This window comes from Kluyvera georgiana ATCC 51603 (assembly GCF_001654985.1).
GTDB lineage: Bacteria > Pseudomonadota > Gammaproteobacteria > Enterobacterales > Enterobacteriaceae > Kluyvera > Kluyvera georgiana.
In genome coordinates this window covers 13,984-37,416 of the sequence record NZ_LXEU01000039.1, presented here as the reverse complement: position 1 = coordinate 37,416, position 23,433 = coordinate 13,984, and the positions used below count along the sequence as shown (strand labels likewise).

General features: G+C 58.0%; 16 protein-coding genes. 9 read left to right on the top strand and 7 right to left on the bottom strand.

All coding sequences use genetic code 11. The features are described 5' to 3' along the window. A complete protein-coding gene (wzb, locus tag M989_RS08520; RefSeq protein WP_064544304.1) occupies window positions 1-444 on the bottom strand; it encodes a low molecular weight protein-tyrosine-phosphatase Wzb in 444 nt (147 codons plus the stop codon). A gap of 5 nt (window positions 445-449) precedes the next feature. Beyond that, a complete protein-coding gene (locus M989_RS08515) occupies window positions 450-1,583 on the bottom strand; it encodes a polysaccharide export protein (protein ID WP_064544301.1) in 1,134 nt (377 codons plus the stop codon). 643 nt (window positions 1,584-2,226) lie between these two features. On the opposite strand from M989_RS08515, the gene M989_RS08510 reads away from it, so the two are divergent. Beyond that, window positions 2,227-3,807 (top strand): TerC family protein, encoded by a 1,581-nt coding sequence (locus M989_RS08510; RefSeq protein WP_064544298.1) that lies wholly within the window; start codon window positions 2,227-2,229, stop codon window positions 3,805-3,807. 41 nt (window positions 3,808-3,848) lie between these two features. On the opposite strand, the gene asmA is transcribed toward M989_RS08510, so the two are convergent. The 3 genes from asmA to udk form a co-directional block, all read right to left on the bottom strand. Then, window positions 3,849-5,693, bottom strand: a complete 1,845-nt coding sequence (gene asmA / locus M989_RS08505; RefSeq protein ID WP_064544295.1) for an outer membrane assembly protein AsmA — start codon at window positions 5,691-5,693, stop codon at window positions 3,849-3,851. 26 nt (window positions 5,694-5,719) lie between these two features. Then, window positions 5,720-6,301, bottom strand: a complete 582-nt coding sequence (dcd, locus tag M989_RS08500; protein WP_032281180.1) for a dCTP deaminase — start codon at window positions 6,299-6,301, stop codon at window positions 5,720-5,722. 77 nt (window positions 6,302-6,378) lie between these two features. Then, window positions 6,379-7,020 (bottom strand): uridine kinase, encoded by a 642-nt coding sequence (gene udk / locus M989_RS08495; protein ID WP_001575945.1) that lies wholly within the window; start codon window positions 7,018-7,020, stop codon window positions 6,379-6,381. 355 nt (window positions 7,021-7,375) lie between these two features. Between udk and M989_RS08490 the strand changes: the two genes are divergently transcribed. After that, complete coding sequence (locus M989_RS08490) at window positions 7,376-9,646, top strand: PAS domain S-box protein (RefSeq protein ID WP_064544293.1); 2,271 nt, start codon at window positions 7,376-7,378, stop codon at window positions 9,644-9,646. On the opposite strand, the gene alkA is transcribed toward M989_RS08490, so the two are convergent. Continuing rightward, a complete protein-coding gene (gene alkA / locus M989_RS08485; protein WP_064544290.1) occupies window positions 9,598-10,440 on the bottom strand; it encodes a DNA-3-methyladenine glycosylase 2 in 843 nt (280 codons plus the stop codon). The two genes, M989_RS08490 and alkA, sit on opposite strands and share 49 nt — an antisense overlap. 148 nt (window positions 10,441-10,588) lie before the next feature. Between alkA and yegD the strand changes: the two genes are divergently transcribed. Continuing rightward, the gene (gene yegD, locus M989_RS08480) at window positions 10,589-11,941 is read left to right on the top strand and encodes a molecular chaperone (RefSeq protein WP_064544470.1); all 1,353 of its coding nucleotides are present in this window, start codon (window positions 10,589-10,591) and stop codon (window positions 11,939-11,941) included. A gap of 82 nt (window positions 11,942-12,023) precedes the next feature. Here yegD and M989_RS26485 read toward each other — a convergent pair whose 3' ends face one another. Next, window positions 12,024-12,083 carry a type I toxin-antitoxin system Ibs family toxin gene (locus M989_RS26485; RefSeq protein ID WP_157093528.1) on the bottom strand — a complete coding sequence of 20 codons (60 nt, stop codon included), beginning with the start codon at window positions 12,081-12,083 and terminating at the stop codon, window positions 12,024-12,026. A 252-nt stretch (window positions 12,084-12,335) separates the two neighbouring features. On the opposite strand from M989_RS26485, the gene M989_RS08475 reads away from it, so the two are divergent. From M989_RS08475 to baeR, 6 genes are read left to right on the top strand one after another with little or no spacing between them, the layout of a single operon-like run. Continuing rightward, complete coding sequence (locus tag M989_RS08475; protein WP_064544287.1) at window positions 12,336-13,589, top strand: MdtA/MuxA family multidrug efflux RND transporter periplasmic adaptor subunit; 1,254 nt, start codon at window positions 12,336-12,338, stop codon at window positions 13,587-13,589. Continuing rightward, window positions 13,589-16,711: an MdtB/MuxB family multidrug efflux RND transporter permease subunit gene (locus M989_RS08470; protein WP_064544284.1), complete on the top strand. Its 3,123-nt coding sequence runs from the start codon at window positions 13,589-13,591 to the stop codon at window positions 16,709-16,711. Before M989_RS08475 ends, M989_RS08470 begins: the two co-directional genes overlap by 1 nt. Continuing rightward, a complete protein-coding gene (gene mdtC / locus M989_RS08465; RefSeq protein ID WP_064544281.1) occupies window positions 16,712-19,783 on the top strand; it encodes a multidrug efflux RND transporter permease subunit MdtC in 3,072 nt (1,023 codons plus the stop codon). 2 nt (window positions 19,784-19,785) lie between these two features. Continuing rightward, the gene (gene mdtD / locus M989_RS08460) at window positions 19,786-21,198 is read left to right on the top strand and encodes an MFS transporter (RefSeq protein ID WP_064544278.1); all 1,413 of its coding nucleotides are present in this window, start codon (window positions 19,786-19,788) and stop codon (window positions 21,196-21,198) included. Between the two features lie 3 nt (window positions 21,199-21,201). Then, on the top strand, window positions 21,202-22,653 hold the full coding sequence (gene baeS / locus M989_RS08455) for an envelope stress sensor histidine kinase BaeS (RefSeq protein ID WP_064544276.1): 1,452 nt from the start codon (window positions 21,202-21,204) through the stop codon (window positions 22,651-22,653). After that, entirely contained in the window at window positions 22,650-23,372 is a 723-nt protein-coding gene (baeR, locus tag M989_RS08450) for an envelope stress response regulator BaeR (RefSeq protein WP_064544273.1), read from the top strand. Before baeS ends, baeR begins: the two co-directional genes overlap by 4 nt. Window positions 23,373-23,433 lie beyond the last annotated feature (61 nt).

The window sequence follows — 23,433 nt, the reverse complement described above, 5'->3', positions numbered from 1 at the left end:
TTATCCCTGCTGTGCTTTCAGTGCCTGCGCCCACTGGCTGGCAGACCTGTCGAGTAACTGGTACACCGCTTCAAACGCCTCCCGGCTTTTGCGATACGGATCGGGAATCTCGCGTTCGTTATCCCAATGACCAAAAAGCATGACTTTGCCGCGCATCTCCGGCGCCATTTCATGCAGGGTGGCGACGTGACGTTTTTCCATCGCCAGAATCAGATCGTACTCACGGCACATACGGCCAGAAATTTGCCGCGCGCAGTGCCCGTCGAGCGAAATGGCGTGCTCGGCGGCAACGCTCGCGGCGCGTTCATCCGCCGCTTTCCCAACTAATGCCCCCAGTCCCGCCGATTCGACGGTTAGTGACGGCAGATGACTGCGTAGCAGCCGCTCAGCCGTGGGGGAACGGCAGATGTTCCCCACGCAAACCACAAGAATTTTGTTAAACATGACGGTTACCAGGTATGAATATCTTTCGCCGAATCGGTCATGTAGCGAACGCCACTGATGGTCGGCAACAGTTGGTTGATCAGACGGTTCCAGCGAGCAACCGGTGCGGTGGTGACGTAAACCACGTCATACGGCTGGAGAATAAAGTTGGTTGCCATAACCAGCGAGGTCGCATCGGACATATCCAGCTGATAAATGTTGGCCATCTTGCCGTTGTTGCCCGCTTTGGTTGGACGAATCACGAAGATACCGCTGGCATCGGAGGTCGTCAGGTCGATGCCTTCCGCCTGGCCGAGCGCTTCGGTCAGCGTCATACCGCTGAAGTCCATTTTGAGCGTGCTCTGTTTTTTCACTTCACCCATCACGAAGACCTTGAGATCGTCGTTGCGCGGCACGAAGAGGATATCACCCGGGTAGAGCAAACGGTTCTGGCTCAGATCGCCGTTCTGCATCAACGCCTGCACAGAAATGCGCTGCTCTTTACCGTCGTGGGTCAGCACCACGTTGCGCCAGTCGGCCAGTTCGCTCAGGCCACCCGCCGCGTTGATCGCGTCCAGCACGGTCAGCGGCACGTTGGTGATGGCCTGCTGGCCGGATTTGTTCACCTGCCCGGAGACATACACTTTTTGCGAACGGAAGGCGGCAACGTTCACGTCAACCTGCGGGTCGGTGATGTAGGCGGCGAGACGCTGGGTAATGGTCTGGCGAATTTCCGCCAGCGTGCGTCCTTTCACCTGCACTTTGCCAATATAGGGATAGAAGATGGTGCCGTCCGGCTGGACCCAGTTACCGGTATCGCTGGAGCTACGGTACTGCCCCGCCGGGGTGGTCAACTCCGGGTGATCCCACACCGTGACGTTCAGCACGTCGCCTGAACCGACGCGATACTGGTAATTGCTTAACTCCTGATCCAGCGACATGTTCGGTTGCGCGACGTTGGGACGTGGGCGTAATTGTTCAATCAGTCGCGGGGTCAGCGGATAAACATTCACCATCCGGCCAATGTCATAATCAGCATCCTGCTGCTTAATCACATCTTTTCCGTAGGTAGACATATTGCTGCCTGGAAGTATGGTGCAACCACTCATCAAGCTTACCGACACCAATAATGGCATCAATTTTAGTTTGGATTTCATCATTGATTATTTATCACTTTGGCAGAAAATTATCCTGTGCGAATTATATTAATCCGTACAATTTGATTACCTGTAAACTCACCATGCATTTATTTGCCGATGAATATAACTGGCATATATCCTAAAAAAGTTGGGATTCATCCGCAGGCTATTGACAGAATAATTCAGGCTTTACGTCACGCCTTCAGGCATGCTACCGCCCTTGGCTTTCAGCTACCAATTCACCTAAAAATCATGTTGTTATAGGAAGTCCAGCTATTCATCAAAAGAATAGAGAATATTCCTGGATATATAATTACAGGGATAACATCCCCTGCATGACTATTTTATGACGCACATAAATGGCTATTCCATTCAGTACCGGGAGAATTGTTGCAGTTAAGCGAATAGCAGGCAAGGTAACTGCCGCTTAAAAAATAATTTTAAGAATAATATTAAGATTAATTAATCCAGTGTTTTTAGGATTTTCTTTATATTGACAGATCGCAGTATTAGTTTCTCACCATCAAATATTTCATGGAAATATTATCCCCTATTTTTACAATATCCTTAGCTTTTGTCATGATAAATCACCGGCAGACGTTGCATTTTGCCGCGGCTTTATCCATGATCAATTTGTCTTGTAACATAAGGTTTTAACCAACGTATGGAATGGATTGCCGATCCCTCTATTTGGGCGGGACTCGTGACGCTGGTCGTCATTGAGCTGGTTCTCGGAATTGATAATCTGGTGTTTATCGCCATCCTGGCGGAAAAGCTGCCGCCAGCCCAGCGCGACCGCGCGCGCGTCACTGGGCTCATTCTGGCCATGCTGATGCGCCTTCTGCTGCTGGCCTCTATTTCGTGGCTGGTCACGCTCACTAAGCCTTTATTCAGCATCCGTGATTTCACCTTCAGCGCCCGCGACCTCATTATGCTGGTCGGCGGCTTCTTCCTGCTTTTTAAAGCCACGGTGGAGCTCAACGAGCGGCTGGAGGGGAAAGACAGCGATAATCCGACCCAGCGACGCGGCGCGCGCTTCTGGGGCGTGGTGGCGCAGATTGTGGTGCTGGATGCGGTCTTCTCGCTCGACTCGGTGATCACTGCCGTCGGCATGGTCGACCATCTGGCGGTAATGATGGCGGCAGTGATTATTGCCATCAGCCTGATGCTGCTGGCCAGTAAAACGCTGACGCGCTTTGTGAACAGCCACCCGACTATCGTTATCCTGTGCCTGAGCTTCCTGCTGATGATTGGCTTTAGCCTGGTGGCGGAAGGTTTTGGTCTCGTCATTCCTAAAGGCTATCTGTACGCGGCGATCGGCTTCTCGGTGATGATCGAGTTCTTAAACCAGCTGGCTATCTTCAACCGACGTCGCTTCCTCACGGCCAATCAGTCGCTGCGTAGCCGCACGACCGAGGCGGTCATGCGTCTGCTCAGCGGCAAAAAAGAAGATGCCGAACTCGACGTCGGCACCGCCTCGCTGCTGGTGGACCAGGACGATCAGCAAATCTTCGACCCGCAGGAGCGGCGGATGATTGAGCGTGTGCTCAACCTTAACCAGCGTACCGTCAGCAGCATCATGACCTCACGTCACGATATTGAGCACATCGACCTCAGCGCGCCGGAAAGCGAAATTCGCGCGCTGCTGGAGAAAAACCAGCATACCCGGCTGGTGGTAACCGGCGGCGATGACGAAGAAGATCTGCTCGGCGTGGTGCACGTCATCGACCTGTTGCAGCAGTCGCTGCGTGGTGAGCCGTTGGATCTGCGCGTGTTGGTCCGCCAGCCGCTGGTCTTCCCGGAAGCGCTGCCGCTGCTCTCGGCGCTGGAACAGTTCCGCAACGCACGTACCCACTTTGCCTTCGTGGTGGATGAGTTTGGCTCGGTCGAGGGGATTGTGACGTTAAGCGACGTAACCGAGACCATTGCCGGAAACCTGCCAAACGAGGCTGAAGAGATTGATGCGCGCCATGATATCCAGAAAAATGCCGACGGTAGCTGGACGGCAAACGGCCACATGCCGCTGGAAGACCTGGTGCAATACATCCCGCTGCCGCTGGATGAAAAGCGTGAGTATCACACCATTGCCGGGCTACTGATGGAGCACCTGCAGCGCATTCCTAAAGCCGGTGAAGAGGTGCAGATTGGCCCGTGGAAACTGAAAACCTTGCAGGTTGAGAGCCACAGGGTGCAAAAAGTGCAGATTATCCCGCCACCGCAGGAAGAGTGGGATTACGAAGTGTAGCGCTTTCCCGGCGGCGCAATGCCGCCGGGCTTATCTCAAGGCTACTGTTTATTGAGCAGTTGCTTGACGTCTTTACCGGACTGCATGTTCTTATTGCGCTCCGCCCAGTCATTTAACCGGCGCTTCGCTTCGTTCTGTAGCTGACGACGTAGGATCTGGTCTACCTGCAAACTGTAGTTCAGCGCTTCCCATTTGCCGTAAACGCGCAGCGGGATAGACGTGGATTTCAGCATATCCACCAGCTTGCCCTGCCCCTGCCAGCCGTCAGTAACCTGAATACCAAACTGCAGATCGCCTTCCTCTTTCATCAGATTGAGGGTGCCTTTACCGGTCATCTGCATCAGTGAGGATTTCCCGCTCATGTTATTGAGCGTAAGAATGCCGCTATCGAGGTCAATATCGGTCGTCAGCTCATCCAGCCGCGTGGCGCTGTCATAGTTTTCCTGCGCACGGATGTCAGTGCTGCGCTCAACCGCCTGCTGCACCAACTGCTGGAAGTTCAGCCCTTCGGTACGGGTCTCTTTCAGCTCAAGATTCGCCTGCCCCTGCCAGTCGCGGCGGAAGTGGTTAGCATCAATGACCGAACCGGAGAAATCACCGGCCAGCGACAGTTTGCCCACCATGTTGATCGGGTAGTTGAAGGCTTTCAACAGGTTGCCAATCTCGATGTTATCGAGCTTTGGCTGAAATTTGGCTAACGGCGCCCCGCTGCGCGCATCCAGCGTGCCCGGCAGCGACAGTTGTCCCCCCGCCAGCGAGCCTTCCAGTTGAGAGATACGCAGCAGCCCGCGTTGGTTAGTGGCCTGCAGGGTAACATGGGTAAACGGCAACCCGCGCCAGACGACCTGGTTGGCGGTCATTGACAGCGATCCGTCGAAGCTCGTCAGACCGCTATAAGGCGGTAAATTGACGCCATTGGCTATCACTGGACGCGGTTTACTCGGTGCCGACTGCGCCTGCTGCGCGCCGCCGCTGACGAGGATATCCGAACGCACCAGCAGGTTATCGAGGTTAAGCTTGTCAGACTGGAGGTCCAGCGACCACACCGGCTTATCGCCCAGCACCACGCTGCCTTTACCGGTCAGCGTGCTGTCATTCGCCACCAGGTTGAGCGCATTAAAGCTGAGCGTCTTCTCCCCTTCCTGCCAGCTGGCATTCACACTGCCGTTGCCGCTGATACCCTGGGCCGGGAGATCGGCCCCCTGAAGCTGCCAGCTGATTTGCGACAGCTGCGCGTCAAGACTCTGCGGATAATTACCCGCCTGCACGGCGGCGGAGAAACGAAGGGATAGGTCGCGCTGATCGCGGTTCATGCGGCCTGAAAAATCGACGGTCGCCTGATGCCCGGCATCCTGCTCCATCTGCAGATGAATATCGCGGACCGTCATCTGCTCGTCGTTTTCATGCTGGAATACCAGCACGCTGTCGATGAGCTGCAGCCCGGCAATGTCGAATGACCAGCCGCGATCGCCCGGCTCCTGAGGCAGCGAGGTTCCTTTTGGCGCCACGGGCGCACGCTGGTCGCGGATGGCTTCGGTCTCTGGCGTCAGCTGCACCACCGCGCCTTTAAGCATCACCTGCTTAACCTGCAGTTGGTGGGACAGCAGCGGCAACAGCGCCACGTCGAGACGCATATTGTCCGCCCGCACCAGCGGCGCGCTGGCGCCGGGGGCGGTTAAGGCCATGCGTCCGGACAAAATGCTCAACCGCGGCCAGACGTGCCAGCGCAGGGAGCCTTCCAGCTGCAGCTGATACCCGCTGTGCTCAGCCACCTGCTTGACCATATAGCTGCGGAAATCGTTAGGATTGACCAGCAGCACCAACGATGACAGGCCGGCCACCAGCACCACCAGCAGAATCATCAGTGTCGTCAATATTCTTCTCATGGCACCCTCATCCGCTTTGCGATGGGTCAGTCTTTATCAATACGACTGGCAACCGCGCCCTGCTGATCGCGATATTTGGCATCTTCACGACGGTTGTATGGGCGCGCCGCCGGACCCGACAGCGGTTCAAAGCTCAGTGCGCCAATCAGCATCCCCGGACGTAGCGCCAGCGGCAGCTTACCGGAGTTGTAGAATTCCAGCACGATGCAACCCGACCAGCCCGGATCGATACGGTGTGCGGTGACGTGCACCATCAGCCCCAGACGCGCCAGCGAGGAACGACCGTCCAGCCAGCCGACCAGATCCGCAGGCAGCGTAACCGACTCCAGCGTCACCGCCAGCGCCAGTTCGCCCGGGTGCAGATAGAAGGCGTCGCCTTCTGCGAGCACAATCTCTTCACTCATCACGCGATCCAGCGCCGCGCTGACTTCCGCCTTCGGCCCGCTTAAATCAATATAGGCGGCGGTATGGCCGCTGAAGGTGCGAAACTTGTTGCCTAAACGCACGTCAACGGTGGCACCATTGATACGCTCAATCGGCGGACGCGGGTTAATCGACAGTCGGCCTTCATCCAGCCAGGCTTCTATATCACGGTCACACAGACGCATATCACTCTCCTTTTGTACGACGGCCCTCTTCCATCGCGGTTGAGGGCGTTTATTGCACGTTACACAATTCGTGTGAGTTATTCAAAAAACTGGCTAATTTTCGCTTTCAGAATATCGATAGCGATGCGGTTTTTGCCCCCACGCGGCACGATGATGTCGGCGTATTGCTTGGACGGCTCGATAAACTGCAGGAACATCGGACGCACCGTTTTCTGGTACTGCGCCATGACGGAGTCCATAGAACGACCGCGTTCATTAACGTCACGCTTGATGCGACGCATCAGGCAGATATCCAGCGGCGTATCGACAAAAATAGAGAAGTTCATCTCTTCGCGCAGACGCGCGTCGGTCAGCAGCAGGATCCCTTCAAGGATGATCACTTTTTTCGGTTCGATATGAATCGTTTCCTGCATGCGGGTATGTTCGACGTAGCTATAAACCGGCAGCTCAATAGGGTTACCGCGCTTCAGCGTTTGCAGATGCTGGAACAGCAGACTGTGGTCCATCGCGTTCGGGTGGTCATAGTTGGTTTTAACCCGATCTTCCATCGACAGATGACTTTGGTCTTTGTAATAGCTATCTTCAGGAATAACGCCGATGTGCTCATCGCCCACCTGTTCGCGCAGCTCGCGATACAGCGTACTCGCAATAAGACTTTTACCTGAAGCCGATGCGCCGGCGATGCCTACAATGACGCACTGATGAGACTTATCAGTCATAAATTTTGTGACCCGATTAACCTGGATGATAGGAAGGACGGCACGAATAGACAATAGTATTCAAGAGGAAACGTTCTGAATAGTCACGTGTATCAGCGCCAAACGCGGCAATTATAGGGATTTCAGGGCAACGATACTAGTCGAATGCATCGATTGGCGATGACAAAAAGCCAAACGCCCACACGTCCGTTTCCGCTGACCCCATACATTAATGAATATGATATTACAGGTGACACAAATTGATGATTTATGTCAATTAGCGTCACGGATCTGATAAATTCCGCTAATGTTGTTGCATAATCACGGCTTATTTCAGCATGGTCGGAGCAGCGTCGCCTCCGGAAAAACAGTGGTAATGAAGAACGATATCAACCTTAGCCCTCTCCACCCCGCGTCACGACAGCACTCGCTGCAAATACTGTTTGGTTTGTGGATAGCGACTTTTTTATTCACCCTCTTTTCATTATCACTGATGCACGCCCATAACGTGCTCTCGCCGGTCTGGTTTCCGACGGCCATCATGACCGTCGCGTTCTACCGTCTCAACCGCACGCTATGGCCCTACATCAGCGTCGCTGGCGTACTGGGGATCGTTCTCGCCACCGAGCTTTACGCCCCCGAGCAGAACGGGCTGCTTCATCCGCTGACTAATCTTATGGAAGCGCTGGCTGGCGCGTTACTGCTGCGCCGTTGGCTGAACCTCGACAATCCGCTCAGAAACTTACGCCACTGGACCCAAATGGCGTTGGCAACCGCGCTAATCCCGCCTTTTTTGAGCGGTATTGTGGTGGCAAGCTTGACGCCCGGAAACCATGCCTTCCAGACCTTGCTGGTCTGGATGCTTTCGGATGCCTCCGGTGCTCTGGCGCTGGTTCCGCTGGGAATGCTCATCCGGGCAGACTCTTTTCAGCGTTATCGTAACCGCGCGCTGCTGGTCTCGACGATACTGACCGCGGTAATCACCCTCGCGCTCAGCGCGATCGCCATGTTGTATATGCCCTGGCCGTTTACCTTCATTATGGTGCTCATGATGTGGAGCGCGGTACGTCTACCGCGTATTGAAGCCTTCCTGATCTTTTTACTCATCATCATGATGGTTCTGACCCTCTCCGCGCAGCATCCGCTGGTACAGGAGAACATTGAAAATACCCTTAACAACTACCGGCTGAGCAATATGCTGGGGCTGCCGTTCTTGATGGTACAGCTGCCCACGGGGGTGATGAGCATCGCGATGTATGCCGTATACAGTGAACGACGTCGCATTGCGGAAAGTGAAACCCGCTTTCGTAACGCGATGGAATACTCGGCCGTCGGTATGGCGATAGTCGATGCCTATGGGCAGTGGTTACAGGTCAATAAAGCGCTGGCGAGGTTCCTTGGATATCCCCCGGAAGAACTACACCAAATGACGTTCCAACAGGTCACCTGGCCCGACGATTTAGCGCAAGACCTTGAACAGCTGGACCGTCTGACCCGCGGTGAAATTGAGAGCTACTCGCTTGAGAAACGCTATCGTACCCGCCACGGTGAGGCTGTCTGGGCGCTGCTGGCTGTCTCGCTGGTGCGCAACGATGACGGCACGCCGCTCTATTTCATCCAGCAGATTGAAGATATTAACGATCTGAAAAAAAGTCGCGAAGCCAACAAACGGCTGGTGGCGGAGATAACCCAAACCAACGAGGCGTTGTTCCAGGAAAAAGAACGCCTGCACATCACCCTCGACTCGATTCGTGAAGCGGTGATCAGCACCGACAGCCAACAAAACATCACCTTTATGAACCCGGTCGCCGAGAAAATCAGCGGCTGGAAGCAGGCTGAGGCGCAGGGGAAATCGTTGCGCGAGGTCCTGTTTATTACGCAAGGAGAACAGGGCCCGCGGCTGGAGAACTTGTACAGTGATGAAAATCTCGATAGCGATATCGAGCTAAACAAAGTCCTGCATAACCGCTACGGCGGCTGCTTTGATATCCATCACAGCATGACGCCGCTCAGCACCCAGGAAGGTGAGCATATCGGTTTCGTGCTGGTCATTCAGGACGTTACGGAGTCGCGCCGCCTGCTGCGCCAGCTCAGCTATAGCGCCAGCCACGACGCGCTCACCGGGTTGCCCAATCGTTCAAGCTTTGAAAGCCAGCTGAAAGGGCTGCTGAAATTGCTGCCGGGGGGATATCAGTCGCATGCGCTGGTGATGCTCGACCTCGATTTCTTCAAGGCCGTCAATGATAGCGCCGGGCACGCGGCCGGGGACGCTCTGCTGCACGAAATAGCCGGCCTCATGCGCTCGCTGCTGCGCCCCAGCGATATTCTGGCGCGACTCGGCGGAGATGAATTTGGTTTTATTTTGCGCCACTGTTCCACCGAACAGGCGCTTAACGCCACCGAGCGCATTGTCGATGCCATCAAGCATTATGAATTTACCTGGGCAGGACGGCTGCACCGTGTCGGTGCCAGTGCAGGGTTAACGCTGATTCACGAGCATAATGCCCAGTTGGCGGAAGTACTGGTCCAGGCCGATGCCGCCTGCTACACCTCAAAAAATAACGGTCGCGGTATCGTGACGGTTTATGCGCCCGTGCATCACGAAGGCGACCAGTCATCGGCGTGCCAGATATGCAATAACGCGTAAGATCGCCAGGGCTGCCAACGTTCGGCATAACGGCGAATCTGCGCGGGCGTCATTCCCGGGAAGCGCTGCTTAATCAAATAATCGTCCGGCAAAAAGATATCTTTCGCCTGCCAGGCGCGCAGCGCAAAGTAGTTTGCCGTCCAGCGGCCAATGCCAGGATATTGTTGTAGCGCTTTTAGCGCCTGCTCCACGTCGTCCGGCTGCGTTTGCGGCAGTTCGCCGCTAAGCGCACGCTGGGCAAAATGTATTAACGCTTCGGCCCGTTTGAGCGGCATGCCCAGTGCTTTCAGCGCCGCCGGGTCTGCTGCCGCTAGCCGCTCTGGCGTAGGAAACAACGAGAAAGAGGCGTCCGGCGCGAGCGGCTCGCCATACAGCGCCACCACTTTCCCGGTCAGCTTCGCGGCCATCGTCACGCTCACCAACTGGCCGAGGATCGCTCGAACGCCCTGTTCAAAGGCGTCCAGCGCGCCGGGCAGTCGTAACCCCGGTTTTGCCGCCGCCAGCGTCCCGAGCGAGCGCGCGATTTGTTGCGGATCGCAGTGCAGATCCAGCAATTTCGCCACCCGTATCAGCGCTTCGTCAACGACCGGCAGCAGCCCGGCAGACAGCGTGACCCGCAGCACCTGGCGGGCGGGATCCGGCGTCATGGCGATCAGCCCGTGGTGAGGCCCGAGCCTCCAACTGCGGGTATAGCTTTGATCATGAAAACATTCGATCCCTGCGACAGCACGCGCCCGTAAAAAACCGAACATCCAGCGCCAGTCGTATGGCGGCAGCCAGGGCAGTTCAAACATCCTTCATCCTTATCGTCAGGCAGCGGTGATTGCGTTACAGCATAGCGGTTAATCCATGGGAAAACCTTGCTTTCATATTCCTGTTGCCGCCATCACCACATTCCGCTAAAGTCGCCCCCCTTTCTTCACTGGCATGGGGATGATTGACGTGTTTATTGGTTTTGACTACGGGACGGCGAACTGCTCTGTCGCCGTGATGCAGGATGGCGCACCGCGCATGCTGATGATGGAAAACGGCAGTCCACTGCTGCCGTCAATGCTGTCGGCCCCGACTCGTGAAGCGGTCAGCGAGTGGTTGTACCGCCACCATCAGGTACCGGCAACGGGTGATGAGACTCAGGCGCTGCTGCGCCGGGCGATGAACTACAACCGCGACGAAGATATCGAGGTGCTGGGCAATAGCGTGCAGTTCGGCCTCGCGTCGCTCAAGCAGTACATCGACGATCCGGAAGAGGTGTACTTTGTTAAGTCGCCTAAATCCTTCCTCGGCGCTAGCGGGTTGAAGCCGCAGCAGGTCGCCGTATTCGAAGATCTGGTTTGCTCGATGATGCTGCATATTCGCCAGCAGGCGCAATCGCAGCTTCAGGAAAGCATCGAACAGGCGGTGATTGGTCGCCCGATTAACTTCCAGGGGTTGGGTGGTGACGATGCCAACGCGCAGGCGGTAGGCATTTTGCAACGCGCGGCGCAGCGTGCCGGTTTTCGTGACGTGGTTTTCCAGTACGAGCCGGTCGCCGCCGGTCTGGATTTCGAAGCCAGCCTTAACGAAGAAAAACGCGTGTTGGTGGTCGACATTGGCGGCGGCACCACCGACTGCTCGGTGCTGCTAATGGGGCCACAGTGGCGTACCCGTCACGACCGTGAGCAAAGTCTGCTCGGCCACAGCGGCTGTCGCGTGGGCGGTAACGATCTGGATATCGCGCTGGCATTTAAAAGCCTGATGCCGCTGCTGGGTATGGGCGGTGAAACCGAAAAAGGTATCGCCCTGCCGATTCTGCCCTGGTGGAACGCGGTGGCGATCAACGATGTTCCGGCGCAGACCGACTTCTACAGCTCAGCCAATGGCCGCCTGCTGCGTGACCTGGCGCGCGATGCCCGCGATGCGGAAAAAGTCGCCCTGCTCTACAAGGTTTGGCAGCAGCGTTTAAGCTACCGTCTGGTACGCAGCGCGGAAGAGAGCAAAATCGCCCTGTCCGAAAACGCACAAATCGACACCCGCCTGCCCTTTATCAGCGACACTCTGGCCACCGCTATCAGCCAGGACGGGCTGGAAGCGGCGCTGAACCAGCCGCTGAACCGTATTCTTGAGCAGGTGCAGCTGGCGCTGGAAAACAGCAGTGAAAAGCCGGACGTTATCTACTTAACCGGCGGCAGCGCGCGCTCGCCGCTGATTAAAAAAGCGCTGGCCGAACAGCTGCCGGGCATTCCCGTTGCCGGTGGCGACGATTTTGGCTCGGTCACCGCCGGTCTGGCCCGCTGGGCGCAGGTGGTTTTCGCCTGATCTATCGCCGTTGACTTCGCTGTTTTTTCGACCTATCGTAAAGGAATGAGGGTAAGGGAGGATCTCTCCTCCCCCTGGTGTCTTAGTATGCTGGGTAGCTAATCACTAAGAGTATCACCAGTATGATGACTGACCTCATCATAACCCTTTCCTTATAAAAGGCCCCTTCGTCAGGAGGGGCTTTCCTGTTTTAGCGCCCTGCTAAACGCCGCTGACGGTAGCACACGCGGCGATTGCGCGGTTTTTCATCGCCGCGGATTGCGAGGAGCCTCGTAAAGCTGACGCGATTCAGACGATTCCTTCCGTGTTTCATATTTCCTCCATTTTTCCCGAGCGTTCCGTTACTAAACTAGTATCATTTCGTGAAATGATTCAGGACGAGACACCTATAACGATGAAAGGCAGTCATAAGATTCGCTGGCGGGTAGCGCTGGCCGTGCTGGTGGTGGTCGCGGGGGCGGCTGGCATCTGGCACTTTAGCAGCAATTCTGACACCTCGGGTTCCACCGCAGCCAAACCGGCGGGAGCGCCATCGGCTGGCGGTGGGCGGCACGGTGGGCGCTTTGGCGGCGCGCTGGCGCCGGTTCAGGCCGCTACCGCCACCAGCGAAGCGGTACCGCGCTATCTCAGCGGGCTGGGCACCATTACCGCCGCCAATACCGTTACCGTGCGCAGCCGCGTCGACGGCCAGCTGATGGCCATTCACTTCCAGGAAGGCCAGCAGGTCAAAGCCGGCGATCTGCTGGCAGAAATTGACCCCAGCCAGTTTAAGGTCAACCTTGCTCAGGCACAGGGACAACTGGCAAAAGATAAAGCCACGCTCGCCAACGCCCGCCGCGATTTAGCCCGCTATCAGCAGTTGGTCAAAACCAATCTTGTCTCTCGCCAGGAACTGGATACCCAGCAGTCGCTGGTCAGTGAAACCGAAGGCACGATTAAGGCCGACCAGGCCGCCGTCGCCAGCGCCCAGCTGCAGCTCGACTGGAGCCGCATCACTGCGCCTATCGACGGTCGCGTAGGCTTAAAACAGGTGGATATCGGCAACCAGATTTCCAGCGGTGACACCACCGGTATCGTGGTGCTGACCCAAACGCATCCGATCGACCTCGTCTTCACCCTGCCGGAAAACGATATCGCTACCGTGGTTGCCGCGCAAAAAGCGGGTAAAACGCTGACGGTAGAAGCCTGGGATCGCACCAACAAACAGAAGCTGAGCGACGGCACGCTGCTGAGCCTCGACAACCAGATTGACGCCACCACCGGTACCATCAAGCTGAAGGCGCGTTTCAATAACCAGGACGACGCGCTGTTCCCGAATCAGTTTGTCAACGCCCGTATGCTGGTTGATACCCAGCAAAATGCGGTAGTCATCCCCACTGCCGCGCTGCAAATGGGTAATGACGGTCACTTCGTATGGGTGCTGAACAGCGACAACAAAGTCAGCAAACACACGGTCATCCCGGGTATCCAGGATAGCCAGAAAGTGGTGATTGAAGCGGGGCTCTCCGCGGGCGACCGCGTGGTCACCGACGGTATCGACCGCTTAACCGAAGGGGCAAAAGTGGAAGTGGTGACGGCCCATGACGCCTCCGCCGCTGGCGCGGAAAAACCGGCTGCCGCTGCAGACCCTAAAGGAGCACGCGGCTGATGCAAGTGTTACCGCCGAGCAACACGGGCGGCCCATCCCGTCTGTTCATTATGCGCCCTGTCGCCACCACGCTGTTGATGGTGGCTATTCTGCTGGCCGGGATCATCGGCTACCGTTTCCTGCCCGTCTCCGCGCTGCCGGAAGTGGACTATCCGACCATTCAGGTGGTCACACTCTATCCGGGCGCCAGCCCGGACGTGGTGACCTCAGCGATTACCGCACCGCTCGAACGTCAGTTCGGCCAGATGTCCGGCCTGAAGCAAATGTCGTCGCAAAGCTCCGGCGGCGCGTCGGTCGTCACCCTTCAGTTCCAGCTCACGCTGCCGCTGGATGTCGCCGAGCAGGAGGTGCAGGCCGCCATTAACGCCGCCACTAACCTGCTGCCCAGCGACCTGCCAAACCCACCGGTCTACAGCAAGGTCAACCCGGCGGATCCGCCGATCATGACCCTCGCCGTCACCTCTTCCGCCACCCCAATGACGGAAGTAGAAGATATGGTTGAAACCCGCGTGGCGCAGAAAATTTCCCAGGTCTCCGGCGTTGGTCTGGTGACGCTCGCCGGCGGCCAGCGCCCGGCAGTGCGCGTGAAGCTCAACGCCCAGGCTATCGCCGCGCTTGGGCTGACCAGCGAAGATATTCGCACCGCCATTACCAGCGCCAACGTCAACTCGGCAAAGGGTAGCCTCGACGGTCCTGCGCGCGCGGTGACGCTCTCGGCCAACGACCAGATGCAGTCGGCGCAGGAGTATCGGGCGCTGATTATCGCCTATAAAAACGGCGCGGCCATTCGTTTGGGCGACGTCGCAACCATCGAGCAAGGCGCTGAAAACACCTGGCTTGGCGCGTGGGCGAACAAAAAGCAGGCCATCGTGATGAACGTCCAGCGCCAGCCTGGCGCAAACATCATCTCGACCGCAGACAGCATCCGCCAGATGCTGCCGCAGTTGACCGAAAGCCTACCGAAATCCGTTAAGGTCGAGGTCCTGTCTGACCGTACTACCAACATTCGCGCCTCGGTTTCCGACACCCAGTTCGAGCTGATGCTGGCGATTGCGCTGGTGGTGATGATCATCTATCTGTTCCTGCGCAACGTCCCGGCAACCATTATCCCCGGCGTCGCCGTGCCGCTGTCGCTGGTCGGCACCTTCGCGGTGATGGTGTTCCTCGATTTTTCCATCAACAACCTGACGCTGATGGCGCTGACCATCGCCACCGGCTTCGTGGTCGATGACGCCATCGTGGTGATCGAGAACATTTCGCGTTACATCGAAAAAGGCGAAAAACCGATGGCCGCCGCGCTGAAAGGCGCGGGTGAGATTGGTTTTACCATTATCTCGCTGACCTTCTCGCTGATTGCAGTGCTGATTCCGCTGCTGTTTATGGGTGATATCGTGGGCCGCCTGTTCCGCGAATTCGCCGTCACCCTGGCGGTGGCAATACTGATCTCGGCGGTGGTGTCATTAACCCTGACGCCAATGATGTGCGCACGCATGCTCAGCCACGAGTCGCTGCGCAAACAGAACCGTTTTTCCCGCGCCAGCGAGCGCTTCTTCGACCGGGTGATTGCCGGCTACGGCCATCTGCTGGCCCGCGTGCTGAATCATCCGTGGCTGACGCTGGGCGTCGCGCTGGGCACGCTGGCGCTGTCGGTGATCCTGTGGATCGCCATTCCGAAAGGCTTTTTCCCGATTCAGGACAACGGCATTATTCAGGGAACATTGCAGGCGCCACAGTCGGTGTCGTTCGCTAGCATGGCGCAACGCCAGCAGACGGTTGCCGACGCTATCCTGAAAGATCCGGCGGTAGAAAGCCTCACGTCGTTTGTCGGCGTCGACGGCACCAACCCGGCGCTCAACAGCGCACGTTTGCAGATTAACCTGAAACCGCTCGACGAGCGCGACGATCGGGTACAGACGGTCATTAGCCGGCTGCAACACGCGGTTGACCGCATTCCCGGCATCGAATTGTATCTCCAGCCGACGCAGGATCTGACCATCGACACCACCGTCAGCCGTACGCAGTACCAGTTTACGCTGCAGGCCAACTCGCTGGATGCGCTAAGCGAATGGGTGCCGCAGCTGATGACCCAGCTTCAGACGCTGCCGCAGCTTTCCGATGTCAGCAGCGATTGGCAGGACAAAGGGCTGGTGGCCTACGTTAACGTCGATCGCGATAGCGCCAGCCGTCTTGGTATTTCGATGGCCGATGTCGATAACGCGCTGTACAACGCCTTTGGTCAACGCCTGATTTCAACCATCTATACCCAGGCCAACCAGTACCGCGTGGTGCTGGAACACGACACCCGCGCCACGCCTGGCCTGGCGGCGCTGGATAACGTGCGCCTGACCAGCAGCGATGGCGGCATCGTACCGCTGACGGCGATCGCCAAAATTGAACAGCGCTTTGCGCCGCTGTCAATCAACCACCTCGATCAGTTCCCGGTCACCACCATTTCGTTCAACGTGCCGGATAACTACTCGCTGGGCGATGCGGTACAGGCCATTCTGGACAGTGAGAAAACCCTGAACTTCCCGGCGGATATCCGCACCGAGTTCCAGGGCAGCACCCTCGCCTTCCAGTCGGCGCTGAGCAGCACCATCTGGCTGGTGGTTGCCGCGGTGGTGGCGATGTATATCGTGCTGGGCGTGCTGTATGAAAGCTTTATTCACCCGATTACCATTCTCTCGACCCTGCCAACCGCGGGCGTCGGCGCGCTGCTGGCATTAATGCTGGCGGGCAATGAACTGGACGTGATCGCCATTATCGGCATCATCCTGTTGATCGGTATCGTCAAGAAAAACGCCATCATGATGATCGACTTTGCGCTGGCCGCCGAGCGTGAGCAGGGAATGGCGCCGCGCGAGGCGATTTATCAGGCCTGTCTGCTGCGTTTCCGCCCGATTCTGATGACCACGCTCGCCGCGCTGCTTGGCGCGCTGCCGCTGATGCTGAGCACCGGCGTCGGCGCCGAGCTGCGTCGCCCGCTGGGGATCGGCATGGTAGGCGGCCTGCTGGTCAGCCAGGTACTCACCCTGTTTACCACACCGGTGATTTACCTGCTGTTTGACCGCCTGTCGCTGTACCTGAAAAGCCGCTTCCCGCGCCGTGAAGAGGAAGCGTAAGTGAAATTTTTTGCCCTCTTCATCTACCGCCCGGTGGCGACGATCCTGATATCCATCGCCATCACCCTGTGCGGCGTGCTTGGTTTTCGCCTGCTGCCGGTGGCCCCGCTGCCGCAGGTCGATTTCCCGGTGATTATGGTCAGCGCCTCGCTGCCCGGCGCGTCGCCGGAAACCATGGCCTCGTCGGTAGCGACCCCGCTGGAGCGCTCGTTAGGGCGCATTGCGGGTGTCAATGAGATGACCTCCAGCAGCTCGCTGGGCAGTACGCGTATCATTCTCGAATTTAACTTCGATCGTGATATCAACGGCGCGGCGCGCGACGTGCAGGCAGCGATTAACGCCGCGCAAAACCTGCTGCCAAGCGGGATGCCCAGTCGTCCAACCTATCGCAAAGCCAACCCGTCCGATGCGCCGATCATGATCCTGACGCTGACCTCAGACACCTATTCGCAGGGCGAACTGTACGATTTCGCCTCCACCCAGCTGGCGCAGAGTATCGCGCAGATTGACGGCGTGGGTGACGTAGACGTCGGCGGCAGCTCGCTGCCCGCGGTGCGCGTTGACCTGAACCCGCAGGCGCTGTTTAACCAGGGCGTCTCGCTGGATGCGGTGCGCACGGCCATCAGCAACGCCAACGTGCGTAAACCACAGGGGGCGATCGACGATAGCGCCCATCGCTGGCAGGTACAAACCAACGATGAGCTGAAAAAAGCCGCCGAATACCAGCCGCTGATCGTGCACTACAACAACGGCGCGGCGGTGCGGCTCAGCGACGTGGCGACGGTCAGCGACTCGGTGCAGGACGTGCGCAACGCCGGGATGACCAACGCCAAACCGGCCATCCTGCTGATGATCCGCAAGCTGCCGGAAGCCAATATTATCGATACGGTCGATCGTATTCGCGCCGAGCTGCCGGAGCTGCAACAGACCATTCCAGCGGCTATCGACCTGCAAATCGCTCAGGACCGTTCACCGACGATCCGCGCCTCGCTGGAGGAAGTTGAGCAAACGCTGGTGATCTCAGTGGCGCTGGTGATTCTGGTGGTGTTCCTGTTCCTGCGCTCCGGCCGCGCCACGCTGATTCCGGCGGTGGCGGTGCCGGTCTCGCTGATCGGCACCTTCGCCGCGATGTACCTGTGCGGTTTCAGCCTCAACAACCTGTCGTTGATGGCGCTAACCATCGCCACCGGTTTCGTGGTCGATGATGCCATCGTGGTGCTGGAGAATATTTCCCGCCACCTGGAAGCAGGCATGAAACCGCTACAGGCCGCGCTACAGGGGAGCCGCGAAGTTGGCTTTACCGTGCTGTCGATGAGCGTTTCGCTGGTGGCGGTGTTCTTGCCGCTGCTGCTCATGGGCGGCCTGCCCGGCAGGTTGCTGCGGGAATTTGCGGTCACGCTATCGGTGGCGATCGGTATTTCGCTGGCCGTCTCGCTGACCCTCACGCCGATGATGTGCGGCTGGATGCTGAAATCCAGCCGTCCGCATTCGCCAACCCGTAATAAAGGTTTGGGGCGTCTGCTGGTCGCGATGCAGCAGGGTTACGGCAAATCGCTGCGCTGGGTGCTGAACCACGCGAAACTGGTGGGCGTGGTGTTCCTGGCAACCATCGCGCTGAACGTCTGGCTGTATATCTCCATCCCGAAAACCTTTTTCCCGGAGCAGGACACCGGGGTGCTGATGGGCGGCATTCAGGCCGACCAGAGCATCTCCTTCCAGGCGATGCGCGGTAAGCTGCAGGATTTCATGAAGATTATTCGTGAAGATCCGGCGGTGGACAACGTCACCGGTTTCACCGGCGGTTCCCGGGTGAACAGCGGAATGATGTTTATCACCCTGAAGTCGCGCGACGTGCGCCAGGAGTCGGCGCAGCAGATTATCGACCGCCTGCGGAAAAAGCTGGCCAAAGAGCCGGGGGCTAACCTGTTTTTAATGGCGGTGCAGGATATCCGCGTCGGTGGCCGCCAGTCGAATGCCAGCTATCAGTACACGCTGCTGTCCGACGACCTCAGCGCGCTGCGTGAGTGGGAGCCAAAAATCCGCAAAGCGCTGGCGGCGCTGCCGGAGCTGGCGGACGTCAACTCGGATCAGCAGGACAACGGCGCAGAAATGGCGTTGGTCTACGATCGTGAAACCATGTCGCGGCTGGGCATTAACGTCGAGGCGGCCAACAGCCTGCTTAACAACGCCTTCGGCCAGCGGCAGATCTCCACCATTTATCAACCGCTGAACCAGTACAAAGTGGTGATGGAGGTAGACCCGGTCTACACCCAGGATGTAAGCGCGCTGGATAAAATGTTCGTCATTAACAGCGAAGGGAAAGCCATTCCGCTCTCTTATTTCGCCAAATGGCAGCCTTCCAACGCGCCGCTGTCGGTCAACCACCAGGGGTTGTCGGCGGCGTCAACCATCTCCTTCAACCTGCCGACCGGCAAATCTCTGTCGGAAGCCAGCGACGCCATTAACCGGGCGATGACCCAGCTTGGCGTGCCAAACACGGTTCGCGGTTCGTTCGCCGGGACGGCGCAGGTATTCCAGGAGACGATGAATTCACAGATCATCCTGATCATCGCCGCCATTGCCACGGTGTATATCGTGCTGGGGATCTTGTACGAAAGCTACGTGCACCCGCTGACCATTCTCTCCACGCTGCCGTCGGCGGGCGTCGGCGCGCTGCTGGCGCTGGAGCTGTTCAATGCCCCGTTCAGCCTAATCGCCCTTATCGGGATCATGCTATTAATTGGCATTGTGAAGAAAAACGCCATCATGATGGTCGACTTCGCCCTTGAAGCCCAGCGTAACGGCAATTTGCCGCCGGAACAGGCCATATTCCAGGCCTGTCTGCTGCGTTTTCGCCCGATAATGATGACCACGCTGGCGGCGCTGTTTGGCGCGCTGCCGCTGGTAATTTCGGGGGGCGATGGCTCCGAACTGCGTCAACCTCTGGGGATTACCATTGTAGGGGGTCTGGTGATGAGCCAGCTGTTAACCCTCTATACCACCCCGGTGGTTTATCTGTTCTTCGATCGTCTGCGTTTTTCGCGTCAACCCCGACAATCGGTAACTGAATAACGATGACTGAACTACCCGCTAACGTACGCTGGCAACTCTGGATCGTGGCGTTCGGCTTTTTTATGCAATCGCTGGACACCACCATCGTCAACACCGCCCTCCCCTCCATGGCGTTAAGCCTGGGGGAGAGCCCGCTGCATATGCACATGGTGGTGGTCTCCTATGTGCTGACCGTCGCCGTCATGCTGCCCGCCAGCGGCTGGCTCGCCGACCGCATCGGCGTGCGTAATATTTTCTTCACCGCCATTATCCTGTTCACCCTCGGTTCACTGTTCTGCTCACTTTCCAGCACGCTCAATGAGCTGGTCATGGCGCGCGTGCTGCAGGGGATTGGCGGGGCGATGATGGTGCCCGTCGGCAGGCTGACAGTGATGAAAATCGTCCCGCGCGAGCAATATATGGCGGCGATGACCTTCGTGACCCTACCCGGCCAGGTTGGTCCGCTGCTCGGTCCGGCGCTGGGCGGTATTCTGGTGGAATACGCCTCCTGGCACTGGATATTCCTGATTAACATCCCGGTTGGCATCGTGGGCGGCATCGCCACCCTGATGTTGATGCCTAACTACACCGTCCAGACGCGGAAATTTGATATTTCCGGTTTCGTGGTGCTGGCGCTGGGCATGGCAACGTTAACCTTAGCCCTCGACGGCCAGAAAGGCCTTGGCATTTCATCGCTTACAATGGGCCTGCTGGTCGCCATCGGTATCGTGTCGATTGGATTGTATCTGTGGCATGCGCGCGGCAACGACAGCGCGCTGTTCAATCTCAAGCTGTTTAACACCTCGACCTTCTCGCTGGGGCTGGCGGGCAGCTTTGCCGGGCGTATCGGCAGCGGCATGTTGCCGTTTATGACGCCGGTGTTCCTGCAAATAGGCCTCGGCTTCAGCCCCTTCCACGCCGGGCTAATGATGATCCCGATGGTGCTGGGCAGCATGGGCATGAAGCGGATTGTGGTACAGGTGGTCAACCGCTTTGGCTACCGCCATGTGCTGGTCTTCGCCACGCTCGGGCTGTCGTTAATCAGCCTGCTGTTTATGTTCACCGCGCTGGCAGGCTGGTACTACGCGCTACCGGTGGTGCTGTTTATTCAGGGAATGGTCAACTCCAGCCGTTTCTCCTCAATGAATACCCTGACGCTGAAAGACCTGCCGGACGAGTTCGCCAGCAGCGGCAACAGCCTGCTGTCAATGATCATGCAGCTCTCTATGAGTATCGGCGTCACCATCGCCGGGATTTTGCTGGGCATGTTCGGCCAGCAGCATATCGCCATCGGCAGCGAAGCGACGCATCACGTCTTTATGTACACCTATATTTGTATGGCCATCATTATTGCGCTTCCCGCTCTCGTCTTCGCGCGCGTGCCGGACGACACCAGCAAAAACGTGGTTATTGCCCGACGCAAACTGAAGGAGTAGACCGTGAAATTATGGCGCCCGGGTATTTCCGGCAAACTGTTTCTCGCCATCTTAGCCACCTGCATCGTGCTGCTGATCAGCATGCACTGGGCCGTGCGCATCAGCTTTGAGCGCGGCTTTATTGACTATATCAAGCGTGGCAACGAGCAGCGGTTGCAGCTGCTGAGCGACGCGCTGGCTGAGCAGTATGCGCAGCATGGAAACTGGCGCTTTTTACGCAATAACGATCGTTTTATTTTCCAGATCCTCCGTTCATTTGAGCATGACAACAATGACGACCGCCAGCCGCCCGGCCCTCCGGGGCCGGACGGCGAACAACCTCGTGGCCCGGATCGCGGCGGCATGCCACCGCACGGCTGGCGCACGCAGTTCTGGGTGGTCGACCAAAACGCTCGCGTGCTGGTTGGCCCGCGCGAAGCGGTGCCGCACGACGGCACCCGGCGCGGCATTATCGTCAACGGTATGGAGGTCGGCGCGGTGATCGCTTCACCGGTCGAGCGGCTGACCCGCAACACCGATATCAACTTCGATCAACAGCAGCGTCGCACCAGCTGGCTTATCGTCGGGCTGGCGACATTACTGGCGGCGCTGGCAACCTTCCCGCTGGCACGCGGGCTGATTGCCCCCGTGCGGCGGCTGGTAGAAGGCACCCACAAGCTGGCGGCGGGCGACTTTTCCACCCGCGTCCCGGTCAGCAGCAGCGACGAACTGGGCAGGCTGGCGCAGGACTTCAACCAGCTCGCCAGCACGCTGGAAAAAAACCAGCAGATGCGCCGCGACCTGATGGCCGATATCTCCCACGAGCTGCGCACGCCGCTGGCGGTACTGCGCGGCGAGCTGGAGGCCATTCAGGACGGCGTACGCAAATTCACCCCGGAGTCGGTCACCTCATTGCAGGCCGAAGTCGCCACCCTGACCAAGCTGGTCGATGACCTGCATCAGCTGTCGATGTCCGATGAGGGGGCGCTGGCCTACCAGAAATCGCCGGTCGATATCATCAGCCTGATTGAAATCGCCGCCGATGCCTTCCGCGAACGTCTTGCCAGCCGCGGGCTGACGCTCAATCTGGCGCTGGCAGAAAATGCCACCGTGTTTGGCGACCCGGACCGCTTGATGCAGTTATTCAACAACCTGCTGGAAAACAGCCTGCGCTATACCGACAGCGGCGGCCAGGTGCTGATTCGCACCGAACTGCTCCCACAAAGCATCGTGCTGGAGTTCGCCGACAGCAGTCCCGGCGTCAGCGACGAGCAGCTGGCGAGGCTATGCGAACGTTTCTACCGCACCGAAGGTTCTCGCAACCGCGCCAGCGGCGGCTCGGGCCTGGGGTTGGCCATCTGCGCGAACATCGTCACCGCCCACGGCGGGCACCTCAACGTTGGGCATTCGCCTTTTGGTGGGGTTAGCATTAAAGTAGAGTTACCGCTGGAACGCGTAATACCGAGAGAAATATGACCGAGTTACCGATTGATGAAAACGCCCCGCGCATCCTGATTGTGGAAGATGAACCCAAGCTGGGGCAATTGCTCATCGACTATTTACTGGCAGCGCACTACGCGCCGACGCTGATTAACCACGGCGACAAAGTGCTGCCGTACGTGCATCAGACGCCGCCGGCTCTCATCCTGCTGGATCTGATGCTGCCGGGCACCGACGGCTTGACCCTGTGCCGTGAGATTCGTCGCTTCTCCGACGTCCCCGTGGTGATGGTGACCGCCAAAATTGAAGAGATTGACCGTCTGCTGGGCTTAGAGATCGGCGCCGATGACTATATCTGCAAGCCGTACAGCCCGCGCGAAGTGGTTGCGCGCGTGAAAACCATTTTACGCCGCTGCAAGCCGCGTCACGAACTCCAAACGCTGGACGAACAAAGCCCGCTCATCGTTGATGAAAGCCGTTTTCAGGCCTCATGGCGCGATCGCCCGCTGGACCTCACCCCCGCCGAGTTTCGCCTGTTGAAAACGCTGTCGCAGGAGCCGGGCAAAGTGTTTTCGCGCGAACAATTGCTGAATCATCTGTACGACGACTACCGCGTGGTGACCGACCGTACCATCGACAGCCATATTAAGAACCTGCGCCGCAAGCTGGAATCGCTCGATGCCGAGCAGTCGTTTATTCGCGCGGTGTACGGTGTAGGCTATCGCTGGGAAGCCGACGCCTGCCGCCTGGCATAATGCCTTCGAGCGGCGCGCGCTCGCCGCTCTCACTTCTCCTCTGCTCGCAACTTCGCCAATT

Coding starts and splice junctions, on each gene's coding strand:
- asmA (WP_064544295.1), bottom strand. CDS start 5,693: ATGAGAAGAATATTGACGACACTGATGATTCTGCTGGTGGTGCTGGTG.
- M989_RS08510 (WP_064544298.1), top strand. CDS start 2,227: ATGGAATGGATTGCCGATCCCTCTATTTGGGCGGGACTCGTGACGCTG.
- M989_RS08470 (WP_064544284.1), top strand. CDS start 13,589: ATGCAAGTGTTACCGCCGAGCAACACGGGCGGCCCATCCCGTCTGTTC.
- wzb (WP_064544304.1), bottom strand. CDS start 444: ATGTTTAACAAAATTCTTGTGGTTTGCGTGGGGAACATCTGCCGTTCC.
- mdtD (WP_064544278.1), top strand. CDS start 19,786: ATGACTGAACTACCCGCTAACGTACGCTGGCAACTCTGGATCGTGGCG.
- M989_RS08475 (WP_064544287.1), top strand. CDS start 12,336: ATGAAAGGCAGTCATAAGATTCGCTGGCGGGTAGCGCTGGCCGTGCTG.
- udk (WP_001575945.1), bottom strand. CDS start 7,020: ATGACTGATAAGTCTCATCAGTGCGTCATTGTAGGCATCGCCGGCGCA.
- dcd (WP_032281180.1), bottom strand. CDS start 6,301: ATGCGTCTGTGTGACCGTGATATAGAAGCCTGGCTGGATGAAGGCCGA.
- M989_RS08490 (WP_064544293.1), top strand. CDS start 7,376: ATGAAGAACGATATCAACCTTAGCCCTCTCCACCCCGCGTCACGACAG.
- alkA (WP_064544290.1), bottom strand. CDS start 10,440: ATGTTTGAACTGCCCTGGCTGCCGCCATACGACTGGCGCTGGATGTTC.
- baeR (WP_064544273.1), top strand. CDS start 22,650: ATGACCGAGTTACCGATTGATGAAAACGCCCCGCGCATCCTGATTGTG.
- M989_RS08515 (WP_064544301.1), bottom strand. CDS start 1,583: ATGATGAAATCCAAACTAAAATTGATGCCATTATTGGTGTCGGTAAGC.